This window comes from Endozoicomonas sp. ALD068 (assembly GCF_049310145.1).
Lineage (GTDB): Bacteria > Pseudomonadota > Gammaproteobacteria > Pseudomonadales > Endozoicomonadaceae > Endozoicomonas_A.
In genome coordinates this window covers 5,538,323-5,555,620 of the sequence record NZ_JBLYNU010000004.1, presented here as the reverse complement: position 1 = coordinate 5,555,620, position 17,298 = coordinate 5,538,323, and the positions used below count along the sequence as shown (strand labels likewise).

Here is a 17,298-nt window from a genome sequence, read left to right as displayed (position 1 = left end):
TTACGCAATATTTTGAACTTCCATTGTAAAAGCGAGTCCAACGGATCGAATCCATTCTAAATGTCCTTTTAAATTGAGGATAAATACTGACTTTGGCAATACAAAGGAAACGGTCGTGAACCCTGTAAAAAGCAGCTCGGGTATTAACGAACTACTGTCGTCAACATCTGAAGAACCTCAACTGGAGCAAGCACCAACGGGGCTCAGTGCAGGTAGGGAAGTTACACCATATCACAACAATAACTCGCCATTCTTCGATTTGCCCGAATTAACACAATTAAAGATTATTCGCTTTTTGGGTTTACGAGAGATTACCCGTTTAGCAAAGGTATGCCGATATTTTCGCGATCTTGTTAATCAAGATAGAGCTCTGGAAAGAGCATGGTATCGCCGTTTCCCTTCACCACAGCAATATCAACTAAGATCCACCATTGAGACAAAAGATGAGCAACAACTTTGTGATTGGTTGGAGCCGTTTGCTGACAAGGGCACTATCGGGTTGCTCATGGAACAAGAAAAGAACATTCATTTTTCTGTTCAGCTCCTTTTCACCAACAGCAAACTGATGTCGCTATGTAAAGAATTTGAGTTAGTGGAAAAACTCGAAATTACCCATGGAGGTCGTGTCTACCAGGCTACTTTAAGCCCCGATGGCCAACATCTGGCAACCGCCAGTCGCGATACAACAGCGAAAATCTACAGCCGTGAGCCCAATGGCTCATGGGAAGAAAAAGCCGTTATTACCCATGAATATTGGGTGATATCAGCCACCTTCAGCCCCGATGGCCGCTATCTGGTAATCGCCGCTCATCGCGGCACAGTGAAAATCTATGGTCTGGAGGACGATGGATCATGGGAAGAAAAAGCCTCCATTTCCCACGAGACATACATCACTTCAGCCACCTTCTGTGCTGATGGCCGCCGTGTGTTGACTGTTGGTTATGGTAATGATGCTTTGCTGAAAATTACAGGTCGGGGGGACAATGGATCATGGGAATTGGAGGACACTCTTCAAAAAAATTGGATCACTTCGGCCAAGCTCAGCCCCGATGGCCGTCACCTGATCATTCATACTCCCGGGTATCGCGTTATAGAAATCCAGAGTCAGTTGGCCGCTGGATTATGGGCAGTAACATCCACCATTCAGCTAGAGGATGGAAGCGACCGGGTCAAATTCAGCGCCGATAGCTGCCATCTGGTCATCAGCACATTTGCTCCTGCGGCAATAATCTATGACCTGCAGGCTGATGGATCATGGAAAAAAATGGGCACGATCAAACATGATGATTTGATCCAATCAGCCAACTTCAGCGCCGACTGCCTCCACCTGGTGACCGCCAGTAAAGATAATACGGCAAAGATCTATAGCCAGAGTGCTGGATCATGGAAAGAAAAAGCCTGCATTGTCCACTCCGGGGGGGTGAGGTCGGCAAGCTTCAGTGCAGATTGCCAACATGTGGTAACTAACAGTGACGATGCCACGGCGCAAATCAATAGCCTGCAGACCGATGGATCATGGGCACTAAAAGCCAGCATTGTCCATTATGATCAGGTCGTCTCAGCCACCTTCAGTGCCGACGCTTGCCACGTGGTGACCGCCAGTGACGATGGTAAAGTGAAGATTTATGGTCTGGAGGCTGACGGGTCATGGCTGCAAAAAGCCGTCATTCAAAAAGAGACAAAATTCACCGCAGTCAGTTTCAGCGCCGATAGCCGAAATGTGGTGACCGTCAGTATGGATAACAAAGTGAGGATCACTGAACTTCGGAAAAAGGATTGATGATCGATGAACTTTCATCATAAAACCGAATCCTACTGACTGAATCCATTTTAAATGTCCTTTCCAGATAGCAATAAATATTGACTTTGGAGTTACGGAGCAATGAGGGATGAACCCAATTAACAGCAATTCCTGCATAAACAGAGCCTCACCGACACCTGTGCAACCTCAAATGGAGGCAGCATCAACGGGCGTCAGTGCGGGCAGGGACGTTACTCTGTATCACAACAATAACTCTCCGTTTTTAGATTTGCCCGAATTAACTCATTTGCAAATTATTCGCTGCCTGGGTTTTCGAGAGATTACCCGTTTAGCAAAGGTATGCCGATATTTTCGCAATCTTGTTAAACAGGTTAACGCTTTAGGAAGAGCATGGAATCGCCGGTTTCCTTCATCCCATCTATATCAACTAAAGACCAGCATTAAAACAAAAGATGAGCAACAACTCCGTGACTGGTTAGAGCCATTTGCTAATAAGGGCACTATAGAGCCCCTCATTGAACAACGTAAGAATACTTATTTTCCTGTTCAGTTACTTTTCACCAACAGTAAACTGATGTCGCTATGTAAAGAATTTGAGTCAGTGGAAAAAGCCGAAATTACCCGTGGTGATATTGTCTACAATGCCAGTTTCAGCTCCGATGGCCAGCATCTGGTCACTGCCAGTCGTGATAATACAGCGAAAATCTTTGCTAAGGAGGACAATGGCTCATGGAAACCAAAAAACATCATTTCCCATAATGGTCGGTTCTACATCGTCACATTCAGCCCAGATAGCCGCAATCTGGTGGTCGCCAGTCGTAACAAGGGGGAAATTTATGGCCGGGAGGACAATGGCTCATGGAAACCAAAAGCCACCATTTCTGGCAATGGTCTGGTCAAATTTGCCAGATTCACTGCTGATGGACGCCAAATGTTGACCGCCAGCACCGATAAAACGCTGAGAATCTATGGTCTGGAGACTGATACATCATGGCAAGAAAAATACACTAATTACCATAATGATTCGATCAAATTTGCCCAGCTAAACGACGATGGTCGTTATTTATTGATCCTCAGCGTATCTGGCATTGTCACACTCTATGGTCAGAAGGACAATGGCTCATGGAAAGCAGAAGCCACCATGATTCATAACGGTGAGCTCATATTGCCCAGATTCAGTCCCAATTGCCGTCATCTGATGATCAGTGGTAAAGACAACACTGTGGAAATCTATGGTCAGGAAGCCAATGGGTCATGGGAAATAAATACCACCATGACTCATGATGTTCCTGTCCACTCAGCTCGTTTCAGTGCCGATGGACGCCATCTGATAACCAAAGGTGTCCTTAAGACGCTTAAAATATGTGACCTGCAGGACGATGGTTCATGGCAAGAAACAGTCACGATTTTTAATACGGGTGTCTTCTCAACCAGATTCAGTGCCAATGGCGGCCGCCTGCTGACCATCTCTAATAATACGATGAAAATCTATGGCCTGGAGCCCCCCGGATCATGGGTAAAGGAAGCCATCTTTTCTCACAAAATCGACAACATCTCAGCCGACTTCAGTGCCGATGGCCTCCGTTTGGTGACCACCGTCGACAATAAAAAGGCAAGAATCTATGGCCGGAAGGCTGACGGATCATGGGAAAAACAAGCCACTATTGTCCACAAAGGTTACGTCTGTTCAGCCACCTTCAGTGCCGACGGTTGCCTTGTAGTGACCGCCAGTTGCGATCACACGGCGAAAGTTTATGGCTTGTGGACCGATGGTTCATGGGTAGAAAAAGCCACCATTCGACACGAGTTTTCTGTCGAATCAGCCAACTTCAGCGCCGATAGCCGACATGTGTTGACTGTCAGCGCAGATAACAAGGTGACAATCACTGAACTTCGGAAAAAAGATTGATGATCGAATGAGCGTATTTTTGCTTACGCAATGTTTTGAACTTCCATTGTAAAACCGAGTCTAACGGATCAAATCCATTTTAAATGTCCCCTTTAACTGTGGATAAAGACTGACTTTGGAACTACGGAGCAATCAGGGATGAACCCAATTAACAGCCATTCCGGGATACAGGAACCACACCCGCCAACACCCAAGCGAAATCGACTGAAGGAAGCTGCAACCGTTGTCTGTAAAGGCAGGGACGTTACTCCTTATTACGACAATAACTCTCCGCTTTTAGATTTGCCGGAATTAACACAGTTAAAGATTATTCGCTGTTTGGGTTTGCGAGAGATTACCCGTTTAGCAAAAGTATGCCGATATTTTCGCAATCTTGTTAAACACCATAACGCTTTGGGAAGAGCATGGAATCGCCAGTTTCCTTCACCACATCCTCTATATCAACTAAAGGCTGCCATTAAGACAAAAGATGAGCAACAGCTCCGTGATTGGTTGGCGCCGTTTGCTAATAAGGGCACTGTCGAGTCGCTCATTGAACACCGAAAGAATATTCATTTCCCTGTTGCATATTCTGGCATCGCTTGAACACTCATTCTGCTAACTCTTGAACACCGATTCTGGCGGCGCTTGAACACCCATTCTGTTAACTCTTGAACACTTTTTGGCGATTTCCAGAATCGCTGTTCAACTGCCCAGAATCCGTGTTCAAGCCTCCAGAATCTGAAAACTCTTCTTTCGGTAGATTATCTCTTACGCATTGATTTCCATGAACTTTAGCCGCTGACCTTTCTAAACAGAAAGGACAGCAGCCATGCCAGATAACAGGATTTCCATGCGAAAACTTCAAGAAATACTCCGGATGCGCTTTGAGTACCGACTCAGTATCCGGCAAATAGCTCGCAGCACGCGGGTCAGTGTTGGCACTGTGTCCAACTACGTTCAGGCCTTTGAACGGTCGCCACTGAGCTGGCCTCTGCCCTCGGACTGCTCTGAGGCTACTTTGGTGCAGACACTGTTCCCTGAGACCCCACTGTCGAGCCGCCAGGGTCTGGTCGACCCGGACTGGGGCGTTATTCACCAGTCACTCAAGCGCAAGGAGGTGACCAAGCAAACACTCTGGGAGGAGTACTGCCAAGAGAGCACTCTCAATGCCTACAGCTATTCGCAGTTTTGTCACCGCTACAACCAGTGGCTGGGCTGCCAGAAACGTTCCATGCGACAGCATCACAAGGCGGGTGAAAAACTGTTTGTAGACTACGCCGGTCTTACGGTCCCTGTCGTTAATCCAAAGACCGGTGAGATCGCCCATAACGCCCAGATTTTCGTAGCGGTGATGGGAGCCTCTAACTACACCTACGCAGAAGCCACCCTGTCCCAGAAGTCCGAAGACTGGCTGGGGTCTCATGTTCGGGCCTTTGAGTTCTTTGGAGGTATTCCAGCTGTCGTGGTACCAGACAACCTCAGGAGCGGTGTCAGTAAGGCTTGCCGTTATGAACCGGACCTGAACCCGGCTTACCAACACCTGGCCAACCACTACCAGGTGGCGGTCATTCCAGCTCGGCCCTACAAGCCCAAGGACAAGGCGAAAGCCGAAGTGGGTGTGCAGTTGGTTGAACGCTGGATACTGGCCAGACTTCGTCATGAGACCTTCTTTACCCTGGCAGAACTGAACAGTCGTATACGGGAGCTATTGACTGAACTCAACCTTAAGCCCTTTCAAAAACTGCCAGGTACACGACGAAGTACCTTTGAGCAACTGGATGAACCCGCTTTGCGACCTTTGCCCAAACAGGCCTTTGAGTACGCTGAGTTCAGCAAAGCCAGGGTGAACATTGACTATCACATTCACTGTAAAGGCCATTACTACTCAGTGCCTCATCAGCTGGTCAAGAAAGAGGTGGAAGTTCAGGCAACAGAACATACGGTCACTGTCTTCTGCAAAGGTGAAGTTGTGGCCTGTCACCCCCGTAAGTTCACAACCGGTTTTACCACTCAATCAGGCCATATGCCTGAACGACATAGCAAGCACCAGGAGTGGACACCGGAACGACTGCTGGAGTGGGCAAAACAGCTGGGCCCCGATGTTCACTGGATAACTCAGTATCTGTTGAACAGTCGTGAGCATCCGGAGCAGGCTTATCGGTCTTGCCTGGGGTTATTGAACCTCAAACGGGATTACGGAGCTGACCGGTTAAACAATGCTTGCGCCCATGCCCGGAAAATCAAAGGTTACCGACTCAAGAATATCCGGGCGATCCTGCAATCAGGTAAAGACAAACAGGCTCTTCAACCTGAGGTGAAACAAACGACACTACCTCTTCATGACAGCCACGAAAATATTCGTGGTGCAGCCAGCTATCAGTAACCGGAGACGTATCATGATGAATCAAACTCTGACCCGTCTGCGGTCACTGCGCCTGACAGGCATGGCCGATGCCCTGGCTCAGCAACTGGAGCAGCCCGGCACCTACGACAGCCTGAGCTTTGTGGAGCGGCTGGCCCTCCTGACAGAACAGGAAGAGACCGAGCGCAATAACAAACGTCTTGCCCGGTTACTGAGGGCGGCCAGGTTTAAGCTGGCTGCACGGGTAGACGACATTGACTACGAACATCCCCGGGGGTTGAAGAAAGTCCAAATAGCCACACTGTCCAGCGAGGACTGGTTAAACAGGCACAGGAACCTGCTGATTACCGGACCTTGTGGCAGTGGTAAAAGTTACCTGGCTTGCGCACTGGGACACTGGGCCTGCATACAGGGTTACAGTGTCCGCTATTACCGACTCTCGCGCTTACTGGAAGAGCTGAGCCTTGCCCATGGTGATGGCAGCTACAGCAGGCAACTCAAGCAACTGGCGAAGGTGGATTTGTTGATACTGGATGACTGGGGGCTGGAACCTCTGACCCAGCAGCAACGCAACGATTTACTGGAAGTGATGGATGACCGTCACGAACAAAGTTCAACGTTGGTTACCAGCCAGCTACCGACCCGGCAATGGCATGGCAGCATCGGTGATGAGACTCTGGCAGATGCCATTCTGGATCGCCTGATGCACAACGCCCACAGGATTACGCTGAAAGGAGAATCCATGCGCAAGAAGCTGGGAAAACTGGAAACACTTGAACACTTGGACTAAAAATCAGACTGGGTGATGCGTAGGAGATCCAGGGTGTTCAAATGAACCAGAATGGGTGTTCAAGCTGACCAGAATATGCACCTGTCCAGTTACTTTTCACCAACAGTCAATTAATGTCTCTGTGCAGAGAATTTAAGTTAGTGGAAACGCTCGAAATTACCCATAGTGGTCGAGTCTATGAAGCCAGTTTCAGCCCCGATGGCCAGCATCTGGTAACCGCCAGTAGCGATCACACGGCAAAAATCTACTGCTGGGAGGCCAATGGATCATGGGAAGAAAAAGCCACCATTACCCATAATCGTGCGGTCTTGTCAGCCAGCTTCAGCCCCGATGGCCGTTACATGGTCACCGTCTGTCGCGATGGCACAGCGAAAATCTATGGTCTGGATGATCATAGATCCTGGGAAGAAAAGGCCTGCATTTCCCATAAGAATTTCCTCAATTCAGCCACTTTCAGTGCTGATAGCCGCCTTGTGGTGACCCACAGTTCCTATAACACGGTGAAACTCGTTGGTCGAAGGGGCAATGGGTCATGGGAAGTAGAGGAGACTTTTTATAGAAATTGGATCACTTCGGCCAAGCTCAGCCCCGATGGCCGTCACATGATAATTCTTAATTCAATGGATCACGTTGTAGAAATTCATGGCCAGTTGGCTGCGGGATTGTGGGAAGTAACATCTACCATCCAACTAAAGGCCCCTGTCTTCCCTGTCTTCCTGGCCAACTTCAGTGTCGATAGCTGCCATCTGGCCCTCAGCACTCATCGTAATCACGCGACAATAATCTATAACCTGCAGGCTGATGGATCGTGGAAAGAAATGGGCACGATAAAATATGAAATGTTGATCAAATCAGCCAACTTCAGCGCCAACTGCCGCCATGTGGTGACCGCCTGTAGTGATGGTAAGGCGAAAATCCATAGCCAGAGTGCTGGATCTTGGGAAGAAAAAGCCTGCATTGAACACCCTGAGGAGGTCACCTCAACCAACTTCAGTGCCGATTGCCAGCATGTGGTGACCACCAGTGATGCCATAGCGAAAATCAGCAGCCTGCAGGCCGATGGATCATGGGCACTAAAAGCCCGCATTGTCCATCCGGGTGAGGTCGTCTCAGCCACCTTCAGTGCCGATGCTTGCCATGTGTTGACCGCCAGTGTCGATGGTGTAGTGAAAATTTATGGTCTCGAGACCAACGGGTCATGGCTGAAAAAAGCCGTTATTCAAAAAGAGACAGAACTCACCGCAGCCGGTTTCAGCCCCGACAGCCGAAATGTGATGACCGTCTGTAAAGATAACACGGTGAGAATCACTGAACTTCGGAAGAAGAATTGATAATCGAATGATTGCTAAGTACCTGGCCAGTTGGTTTCGCATATTCTGGCGAGTGGATTTTTTCATCCTTCAAGGCGCAACGACGGGCGCGTAGCCATAGCTACGCAACCAGAGTTGGAACGCAGAAGGGTGGAAAAAGCCGCCGTCAAGAATATGCGAAACCAACTGGTTAGGTACTTATTAGTTCCACTGACCTCAATCTTTTTTGAACTTCCACTATAAAACCGACTCCAACAGATCAAATCCATTTTAAATGTCCCTTTTAACTGTGGAGAAAGACTGACTTTGGAGCTACGGAGCAATCAGGGATGAACCCAATTAACAGCCATTCAGGGATACAGGAACCACTCCCGCCAACACCCAAGCGAAATCGACTGAAGGAAGCTGCAACGGTTGTCTGTACCGGTAGGGACGTTACGCCTTATTACGACAATAACTCTCCGCTTTTAGATTTGCCGGAATTAATACAGTTAAAGATTATTCACTGTCTGGGTTTACGAGAGATTACCCGTTTAGCAAAAGTATGCCGATATTTTCGCAATCTTGTTAAACAACATAACGCTTTGGGAAGAGCATGGAATCGCCGGTTTCCTTCACCACATCTAGATCAACTAAAGGCTGCCATTAAGACAAAAGATGAGCAACAGCTCCGTGATTGGTTGGCGCCTTTTGCTAATAAGGGCACTGTCGAGTCGCTCATTGAACACCGAAAGAATATTCATTTCCCTGTTCAGTTACTTTTCACCAACAGTCAATTAATGTCTCTGTGCAGAGAATTTGAGTTAGTGGAAACGCTCGAAATTACCCATGGTGCTGGAGTCAATGAAGCCAGTTTCAGCCCCGATGGCCGGCATCTGGTAACCGCCAGTAGCGATCACACAGCGAAAATCTACTGCTGGGAGGCCAATGGATCATGGCAAGAAAAAGCCACCATTACCCATGATCGTTTGGTCTTGTCAGCCAGCTTCAGCCCCGATGGCCACTATCTGGTCTCTGTCTGTCAGGATGGCACAGCGAAAATCTATGGTCTGGAGGACAACGGATCCTGGGAAGAAAAGGCCTGCATTTCCCATAAGAATTACCTCAATTCAGCCACTTTCAGTGCTGATAGCCGCCGTGTGGTGACCCACAGTTCCTATAACACGGTGAAAATCATTGCTCGGAGGGACAATGGATCATGGGAAGTAAAGGAGTTTTGTCATGGAAATCAAATCTATTCGCCCAAGCTCAGCCCCGATGGCCGTCACATGGCAATTCTTCATATTATGGATAATGTTGTAGAAATTCATGGCCAGCTGGCCGAGGGATTATGGGTAGTAACATCCATTATTCAACCAGAGGCCAATGCTTTCCAGGCCAACTTCAGCGCCGATAGCTGCCATCTGGTCCTCAGCACTTATAGTAATCACGCGGCAATAATCTTTAACCTGCAGGCTGATGGATCGTGGAAAGAAATGGACACGATAAAACATGATGAGTTGATCAAATCAGCCAACTTCAGCGCCGACTGCCGCCATGTGTTGACCGTCTATAAAGGTGGTATGGTGAAAATCCATAGCCAGAACGCTGGATCATGGGGAGAAAAAGCCCGCGTTGAACACTCTGAGGAGGTCATCTCAGCGAGCTTCAGTGCCGATTGCCAGCATGTGGTGACCATCAGTGATGCTATAGCGAAAATCAGCAGCCTGCAGGCCGATGGATCATGGGCACTAAAAGCCCGCATTGTCCATCAGGATGAGGTCGTCTCAGCCACCTTCAGTGCCGATGCTTGCCATGTGTTGACCGCCAGTATCGATGGTGTAGTGAAAATTTATGGTCTGGAGATTAGTGAGTCATGGCTGCAAAAAGCCGTCATTCAAAAAGGGACAGAACTCACCGCAGCCAGTTTCAGCCCCGATAGCCGGAATGTGATGACCCTGGGTGATTATAAAAAGGTAAGAATCACTGAACTTCGGAAGAAGAATTGATGATCGAATGATGGGTATTAGTTCCACTGACCTCAATCTTTTTTGAACTTCCACTATAAAAGCGACTCCAACAGATTGAATGCTTTTTAAATAACCTTTCCAGGCGAGAATAAAGACCGACTTTGGAGCTACGGAGTAATGAGGGATGAACCCAATTAACAGCCATTCCGGGATACACGAATCACTCCCGCCAACACCTGTGCAGCATCAACTGGAGGAAGCACCAACGGGTGTCAGTGCAGGTAGGGACGTTACTCTATATCACAACAATAACTCTCCGATTTTAGCTTTGCCCGAATTAACACAGTTAAAGATTATTCGATGCCTGGATTTTCGAGAGATTACCCGTTTAGCCAAGGTATGCCGATATTTTCGCGATTTTGTTAAACAAAACAGAGCTCTGGAAAGTGCATGGGATCGCCGGTTTCCTTCACCACATCTTTATCAACTAAAGGCCGCAATTAAGACAAAAGACGAGCAACAGCTCCGTGATTGGTTGCAGACGTTTGCAAATTCAGAAACTATCGAGTCACTCATTAAACAAAGAAAGAGTTCTTATTTTCCTGTTCAGTTACTTTTCAGCAACAGTAAACTGATGTCTGAATGTAAAAAATTCAAGTTAGTGGAAAAAGCCAAAATTACTCATTCCTTCAATTTAAGCACAGCCACCTTCAGCGTCGATGGCCTCGGTGTGTTGACTGCCAACGAGCTCAAGCGATCTGTTCTTCACACAAATACACCCTGCGTACATTTCTCGGAAATTTTTTGTTAGCCATTATTACACATTTGTTAGCAATTATTTGGTACTAGAAAGATCTTTAGGGCTATGTTTTGCTAATGTGAGCATTTTAGATTCTTAACAGCCTAATAAGGGAAAAGGGAAAAGGGAAAAGGGCATGTATCAAGTAGTAAAACCAATTGTACCGCCAGGGGCACATATTCTAACGCAGTCCAAAATGGAGCAAGAGAGTCCATCTGTAAAAAAGGATGATATAAAGTATCTTCCTTGCGCAGTAGAACACACAGGAAATTATTTTGGGACTAAGGATCTTTCATCAAGATGCATTTCTCCGGTTATGAACGAAAAAGACAATGATGATTTCTACGTCCACCTTGCGAAAAACATCGTCTTCACTCTCGACCGAACTTATTTTGATTCAATCGATGAATTATCCTGGAGAAATATCGCTGATAGTTTAAAGTTTTCAGGCATAGATACATTAGAGAAAGCTACTGCTATGGATTTGAAGGTATGTCCTCCATGTCCAGTATTTCATACATGGGCAGCGCTGCATGGCACCACCATATTTGATGGCAAAAATAATCCTGAAAGATTAAACGGATTGAATTATGTCCAAAGAATATTGAAAGAAGGAACCGAACTCAGTAAAAATGATATCCCACTGTTTATAGTATTTTCTGACAAGGCGCTTAAAGAATCCCAAATCAATGAGATGAAAGCCAGTTTCAAAGATCATGATAATATCTTATGTATCTCTCTTGAAACAGACCTGCAGTTAAAATTTCCCAAGGAATTAGATTGGCATACTGCATATATGGGTTTCATGTTTATGGATTGCATCAGAATTGTTGTATCTCAACACATTACCAAGACTATAAACTTTTGTATAGATAAGGCTAAATCTGAAAACAAAATTAATCTGGCTAATCGTTTTGAAAAACTCGGAACCAATTTTTTGTTTTATTCAGACATTGATAATCAATGGCTATCGAAACCACCTTATATAATAGCTAGCCATGGCATGTTTACTCAACCAACATTGTCAGAGACCCTGCCACTCTACGGTATAAAAGATTGCGATGCAGATAAATTATTTGATGATGATAAATCGATTTTAACCAGACACAGGTCGTTTTTCTCTGACTTTCCTTACCATAATACAGGTAGAACAGTAACATGGTCTTCAGACAAAGCGAAAAATCTATTTGACTATATTTTAAGTGGTGAAGCAGAATCTAATTTTAAACATCTATCAAATCAGATTGCACATATTTCATCTAAATTCAATTATCTATTACGCATTGACAAAGGAGTTTCCTGGAAAGGTGATAATAGTTGTTTTTTTGTAGCAGATCATTCTAAAGACGTTTTTTATAGGGGCGCTTCAAAGAGAGTCAGCGTTATAGACCTCCATGAAAAGCCAGATGGTAAATGTGCTAATCCAGACCCATATTACAGAGAAGCACACAGTCTCGTTGGAATGCAATTACTCAAGTATTATTCTCATGGACATGATTTCACTTGGTGGCATTAAGCATTCAAGCAGGAGACCTCTACCTGGTTGTTTTGATCAGATTTTAACGGATCGGCCCCGAAATTTTCTTTCCAAATTCGTGAAATCAGCTCTTTGATCTATTGGCGCTCTGCGGTAAAGATTTCACTGTGACACTCCCAGCCCTGTCGAGGGTGTCGCAAAAGGTCAATTAAAACGCTTCAAGCTTCAAACCGTCATCTCCGCGAAGGCGGAGATCCACTGCTCGTGGTGGGTTCCCGCCTGCGCGGGAACGACGATCTTGATATATCCTGCTGACCATACCCTTTTGCGACACCCTCTGTCAGGCAAGGGTTTACGGCGATTTTGCTAACTTTGGGGTTTTGAATGAGTCAGGCGTGAACCCTCTGAACAACAATTACAACAATGAGGGTTCACTCCCGCCACCACCCAGGGGAGCTCACTGGAGGAAGGCGCAACGGGCGTCTGTGCAAGCAGGGACGTCAATGTCTATAACCAATCGCCATTCCTCCGTTTACCCTACGAAACAAAATCGTTGATTATTCGCTATTTGGGTTTTCGAGAGATTACCCGTTTAGCAAAGGTATGCCGATATTTTCACGATCTTGTTAGACAAACACCGCCGTGCCGATTGCCAGCATTGGTTGACCATCGGTGCTGATGCCACAGCGAAAATCCATAGCCTGCAAACCGATGGCTCATGGCAACCGAAAGCCAACATCGTCCATCAGAATAAGATCCTCTCAACTGCCTTCAGTCCCGACGCTTGCCATCTGGTGACCACCAGTGACGATGGTATGGTGAGAATTCTTGGCCAGCAGGCCAATGGATCATGGCTGCAAAAAACAGCCGTTCGCAACAGAATACGATTCACCAAAGCCAGCTTCAGCGCCGATAGCCGAAATGTGGTGGCCATCAGTCATGAATGCCCGCTGAGAATCACTGAACTATGGAAGAAAGATTGATGATCGAATGAGCGTATTTTTGCTTAGTCCAAGTGACTGCAATGTTTTGAACTTTCATTGTAGAACCGAGTCCAACGGATTAAATCCATTTTAAATGTCGCTTTTAACTGTGGAGAAAGACTGACTTTGGAGCTAAGGAGCAATCAGGGATGATCCCAATTAACAGCCATTCCGGGATACAGGAACCACTCCCGCCAACACCCAAGCGAAATCGACTGAAGGAAGCTGCAACGGTTGTCTGTACCGGTAGGGACGTTACGCCTTATTACAACACTAACTCTCCGCTTTTAGATTTGCCGGAATTAATACAGTTAAAGATTATCCGCTGTTTGGGTTTGCGAGAGATTACCCGTTTAGCAAAAGTATGCCGATATTTTCGAAATCTTGTTAAACAAAATAACGCTTTGGGAAGAGCATGGAATCGCCGGTTTCCTTCACCACATCTAGATCAACTAAAGGCTGCCATTAAGACAAAAGATGAGCAACAGCTCCGTGATTGGTTGGCGCCTTTTGCTAATAAGGGCACTGTCGAGTCGCTCATTGAACACCGAAAGAATATTCATTTCCCTGTTCAGTTACTTTTCACCAACAGTCAATTAATGTCTCTGTGCAGAGAATTTGAGTTAGTGGAAACGCTCGAAATTACCCATGGTGCTGGAGTCAATGAAGCCAGTTTCAGCCCCGATGGCCGGCATCTGGTAACCGCCAGTAGCGATCACACAGCGAAAATCTACTGCTGGGAGGCCAATGGATCATGGCAAGAAAAAGCCACCATTACCCATGATCGTTTGGTCTTGTCAGCCAGCTTCAGCCCCGATGGCCACTATCTGGTCTCTGTCTGTCAGGATGGCACAGCGAAAATCTATGGTCTGGAGGACAACGGATCCTGGGAAGAAAAGGCCTGCATTTCCCATAAGAATTACCTCAATTCAGCCACTTTCAGTGCTGATAGCCGCCGTGTGGTGACCCACAGTTCCTATAACACGGTGAAAATCATTGCTCGGAGGGACAATGGATCATGGGAAGTAAAGGAGTTTTGTCATGGAAATCAAATCTATTCGCCCAAGCTCAGCCCCGATGGCCGTCACATGGCAATTCTTCATATTATGGATAATGTTGTAGAAATTCATGGCCAGCTGGCCGAGGGATTATGGGTAGTAACATCCATTATTCAACCAGAGGCCAATGCTTTCCAGGCCAACTTCAGCGCCGATAGCTGCCATCTGGTCCTCAGCACTTATAGTAATCACGCGGCAATAATCTTTAACCTGCAGGCTGATGGATCGTGGAAAGAAATGGACACGATAAAACATGATGAGTTGATCAAATCAGCCAACTTCAGCGCCGACTGCCGCCATGTGTTGACCGTCTATAAAGGTGGTATGGTGAAAATCCATAGCCAGAACGCTGGATCATGGGGAGAAAAAGCCCGCGTTGAACACTCTGAGGAGGTCATCTCAGCGAGCTTCAGTGCCGATTGCCAGCATGTGGTGACCATCAGTGATGCTATAGCGAAAATCAGCAGCCTGCAGGCCGATGGATCATGGGCACTAAAAGCCCGCATTGTCCATCAGGATGAGGTCGTCTCAGCCACCTTCAGTGCCGATGCTTGCCATGTGTTGACCGCCAGTATCGATGGTGTAGTGAAAATTTATGGTCTGGAGATTAGTGAGTCATGGCTGCAAAAAGCCGTCATTCAAAAAGGGACAGAACTCACCGCAGCCAGTTTCAGCCCCGATAGCCGGAATGTGATGACCCTGGGTGATTATAAAAAGGTAAGAATCACTGAACTTCGGAAGAAGAATTGATGATCGAATGATGGGTATTAGTTCCACTGACCTCAATCTTTTTTGAACTTCCACTATAAAAGCGACTCCAACAGATTGAATGCTTTTTAAATAACCTTTCCAGGCGAGAATAAAGACCGACTTTGGAGCTACGGAGTAATGAGGGATGAACCCAATTAACAGCCATTCCGGGATACACGAATCACTCCCGCCAACACCTGTGCAGCATCAACTGGAGGAAGCACCAACGGGTGTCAGTGCAGGTAGGGACGTTACTCTATATCACAACAATAACTCTCCGATTTTAGCTTTGCCCGAATTAACACAGTTAAAGATTATTCGATGCCTGGATTTTCGAGAGATTACCCGTTTAGCCAAGGTATGCCGATATTTTCGCGATTTTGTTAAACAAAACAGAGCTCTGGAAAGTGCATGGGATCGCCGGTTTCCTTCACCACATCTTTATCAACTAAAGGCCGCAATTAAGACAAAAGACGAGCAACAGCTCCGTGATTGGTTGCAGACGTTTGCAAATTCAGAAACTATCGAGTCACTCATTAAACAAAGAAAGAGTTCTTATTTTCCTGTTCAGTTACTTTTCAGCAACAGTAAACTGATGTCTGAATGTAAAAAATTCAAGTTAGTGGAAAAAGCCAAAATTACTCATTCCTTCTATGTCAAAACAACCACCTTCAGCGCCGATGGTTGCCATCTGGTCACCGTCGGTGGGGATAAAAGGGCGAAAATCTTCGGCCAGAAGACCGATGGATCATGGGAACCAAAAGGCATCATTTCCCACAGTGATTACCTCTACTCAGCCCGCTTCAGTCCCAATGGTCGTCATTTGGTGACCGCCGGTTGGGATGGCCAGGCGAAAATATATGGTCAGGAGGATGATGGATCATGGAAAGAGAAAGCCATCCTTTCCCATATTGGTCCGGCCTATTCAGCCACCTTCAGTGCTGATGGCCGCCGTGTGGTGACTGCCAGTGCTTACAGGACGAAAATCTTTATTCAGGGGGACGATGGATCATGGGCATTAGAGAGTACTATTGAACGTGGTAGTACGGTCTCTTCGACCGTAATCAGCTCCAATGGCCATCATCTGGCGCTCTGCAGTCAAGATTACTCTGTAAAAATCTATGCTCGGGGGCCCGCTGGATCATGGGTAGAAAAAGCCAGCATTCAGCACAGTTCCGGAATCAAATCCGCCAACTTCAGCGCCAATAGCCTCCATGTGGTGACCGTCAGTAGGGACAGTACGGCAAAAATCAGTGACCTGCAGGCCGATGGATTATGGAAAACAGCAGCCACGATTTATCATAATCATCGGGTCTCAGCCACCTTCAGCGCCGATAGCTGCCATCTGGTGACCGCCAGTCGGGGCGGCAAGGCGAAAATCCATAGCAAGACGGCCGATTCATCATGGCAAGAAAGAGCCTGCATTTCCCACACCGAAGAGATCACCAAAGCCAACTTCAGTGCCGATTGCCGCCATCTGGTGACCAGCAGCAGGGATAACACGGTAAAAATCAGTACCCTGCAGGCCGATGGATCATGGCAAGAAGAGGCCATCATCATTATCCATCAGAACAGCGTCACCTCAGCTACCTTCAGTGCCGATGGCTGTCATATGGTAACTACCAGCCTGGATGGTACAGCGAAAATATGTGGCCAGGAGGCCGACGGGTCATGGCAGGAAAAAGCCACCATTCAACACGAAAGTCAGGTCAAGTCAGCCGCTTTCAGCGCCGATAGCCGACTTGTGGTGACGGTTACTCTTTACACAGCAAAAATCACTGAACTATGCAAGGACGATGATGATCCAATGGGTCTGACCCAACCTCAGCCTGAGGTTAGTTGTCTCCTCTTTTGATGTAGGGGCGTATGCGCGGCAGGTAGTCCAGTTCCATAGTCTATGATGTCCTTTCAAGAAATGAAAAGGTGAAATCAATGAATAAAAATCAGCGTGATTGTTTGTCTAAGATGTGGTTTGATCTGGTCAAGGTGCCCTTAGCTCTGTGTATCCTGGGTCCTTTGGTATCAGAAAGTGACCTGTTTTGGGAAATAGAACTGTTCGGTGCTGCGCTGATTATTTTCTTTGTTTATGTTGGCTTTCTGACACTCCCCGCCCTATCGGGCGAGGGTTCTTAGATCGCTCCAAGGGAGAAAAGTTATGACACCCAGC

Annotated in this window: 14 protein-coding genes; all 14 read left to right on the top strand. The window is 46.8% G+C overall.

The features are described 5' to 3' along the window. Nucleotides 1-115: 115 nt before the first annotated feature. Nucleotides 116-1,780, top strand: coding sequence for an F-box/WD repeat-containing protein (locus ACO6V5_RS20545; RefSeq protein WP_422413257.1), 1,665 nt, complete (start codon nucleotides 116-118; stop codon nucleotides 1,778-1,780). Nucleotides 1,781-1,889: 109 nt separating this feature from the next. Further along, nucleotides 1,890-3,671: an F-box/WD repeat-containing protein gene (locus tag ACO6V5_RS20540; protein ID WP_422413259.1), complete on the top strand. Its 1,782-nt coding sequence runs from the start codon at nucleotides 1,890-1,892 to the stop codon at nucleotides 3,669-3,671. Between the two features lie 138 nt (nucleotides 3,672-3,809). Then, entirely contained in the window at nucleotides 3,810-4,256 is a 447-nt protein-coding gene (locus ACO6V5_RS20535) for an F-box protein (RefSeq protein WP_422413261.1), read from the top strand. Nucleotides 4,257-4,482: 226 nt separating this feature from the next. Then, on the top strand, nucleotides 4,483-6,036 hold the full coding sequence (gene istA / locus ACO6V5_RS20530; RefSeq protein ID WP_422441836.1) for an IS21 family transposase: 1,554 nt from the start codon (nucleotides 4,483-4,485) through the stop codon (nucleotides 6,034-6,036). A 10-nt stretch (nucleotides 6,037-6,046) separates the two neighbouring features. Then, nucleotides 6,047-6,805 (top strand): IS21-like element helper ATPase IstB, encoded by a 759-nt coding sequence (istB, locus tag ACO6V5_RS20525; protein ID WP_422414320.1) that lies wholly within the window; start codon nucleotides 6,047-6,049, stop codon nucleotides 6,803-6,805. 140 nt (nucleotides 6,806-6,945) lie between these two features. Beyond that, nucleotides 6,946-8,136: a WD40 repeat domain-containing protein gene (locus ACO6V5_RS20520; protein WP_422414268.1), complete on the top strand. Its 1,191-nt coding sequence runs from the start codon at nucleotides 6,946-6,948 to the stop codon at nucleotides 8,134-8,136. Nucleotides 8,137-8,444: 308 nt separating this feature from the next. Next, nucleotides 8,445-10,103, top strand: coding sequence for an F-box/WD repeat-containing protein (locus ACO6V5_RS20515; RefSeq protein ID WP_422442004.1), 1,659 nt, complete (start codon nucleotides 8,445-8,447; stop codon nucleotides 10,101-10,103). A 145-nt stretch (nucleotides 10,104-10,248) separates the two neighbouring features. Further along, entirely contained in the window at nucleotides 10,249-10,875 is a 627-nt protein-coding gene (locus ACO6V5_RS20510; RefSeq protein ID WP_422135921.1) for an F-box protein, read from the top strand. 124 nt (nucleotides 10,876-10,999) lie between these two features. Beyond that, entirely contained in the window at nucleotides 11,000-12,379 is a 1,380-nt protein-coding gene (locus ACO6V5_RS20505) for a hypothetical protein (RefSeq protein WP_422414052.1), read from the top strand. 514 nt (nucleotides 12,380-12,893) lie between these two features. Then, nucleotides 12,894-13,019: an F-box-like domain-containing protein gene (locus tag ACO6V5_RS20500; protein WP_422135923.1), complete on the top strand. Its 126-nt coding sequence runs from the start codon at nucleotides 12,894-12,896 to the stop codon at nucleotides 13,017-13,019. After that, nucleotides 12,964-13,323, top strand: coding sequence for a hypothetical protein (locus ACO6V5_RS20495; RefSeq protein WP_422135924.1), 360 nt, complete (start codon nucleotides 12,964-12,966; stop codon nucleotides 13,321-13,323). Before ACO6V5_RS20500 ends, ACO6V5_RS20495 begins: the two co-directional genes overlap by 56 nt. Before the next feature lie 149 nt (nucleotides 13,324-13,472). Continuing rightward, complete coding sequence (locus ACO6V5_RS20490; RefSeq protein ID WP_422135925.1) at nucleotides 13,473-15,131, top strand: F-box/WD repeat-containing protein; 1,659 nt, start codon at nucleotides 13,473-13,475, stop codon at nucleotides 15,129-15,131. Nucleotides 15,132-15,276: 145 nt separating this feature from the next. Then, entirely contained in the window at nucleotides 15,277-16,986 is a 1,710-nt protein-coding gene (locus tag ACO6V5_RS20485; RefSeq protein ID WP_422442007.1) for an F-box protein, read from the top strand. Nucleotides 16,987-17,063: 77 nt separating this feature from the next. Further along, nucleotides 17,064-17,264 carry a hypothetical protein gene (locus tag ACO6V5_RS20480; protein WP_422135927.1) on the top strand — a complete coding sequence of 67 codons (201 nt, stop codon included), beginning with the start codon at nucleotides 17,064-17,066 and terminating at the stop codon, nucleotides 17,262-17,264. Nucleotides 17,265-17,298 lie beyond the last annotated feature (34 nt).

Coding starts and splice junctions, on each gene's coding strand:
- ACO6V5_RS20510 (WP_422135921.1), top strand. CDS start 10,249: ATGAACCCAATTAACAGCCATTCCGGGATACACGAATCACTCCCGCCA.
- ACO6V5_RS20490 (WP_422135925.1), top strand. CDS start 13,473: ATGATCCCAATTAACAGCCATTCCGGGATACAGGAACCACTCCCGCCA.
- ACO6V5_RS20505 (WP_422414052.1), top strand. CDS start 11,000: ATGTATCAAGTAGTAAAACCAATTGTACCGCCAGGGGCACATATTCTA.
- ACO6V5_RS20535 (WP_422413261.1), top strand. CDS start 3,810: ATGAACCCAATTAACAGCCATTCCGGGATACAGGAACCACACCCGCCA.
- ACO6V5_RS20515 (WP_422442004.1), top strand. CDS start 8,445: ATGAACCCAATTAACAGCCATTCAGGGATACAGGAACCACTCCCGCCA.
- ACO6V5_RS20485 (WP_422442007.1), top strand. CDS start 15,277: ATGAACCCAATTAACAGCCATTCCGGGATACACGAATCACTCCCGCCA.
- ACO6V5_RS20540 (WP_422413259.1), top strand. CDS start 1,890: ATGAACCCAATTAACAGCAATTCCTGCATAAACAGAGCCTCACCGACA.
- istA (WP_422441836.1), top strand. CDS start 4,483: ATGCCAGATAACAGGATTTCCATGCGAAAACTTCAAGAAATACTCCGG.
- ACO6V5_RS20480 (WP_422135927.1), top strand. CDS start 17,064: ATGAATAAAAATCAGCGTGATTGTTTGTCTAAGATGTGGTTTGATCTG.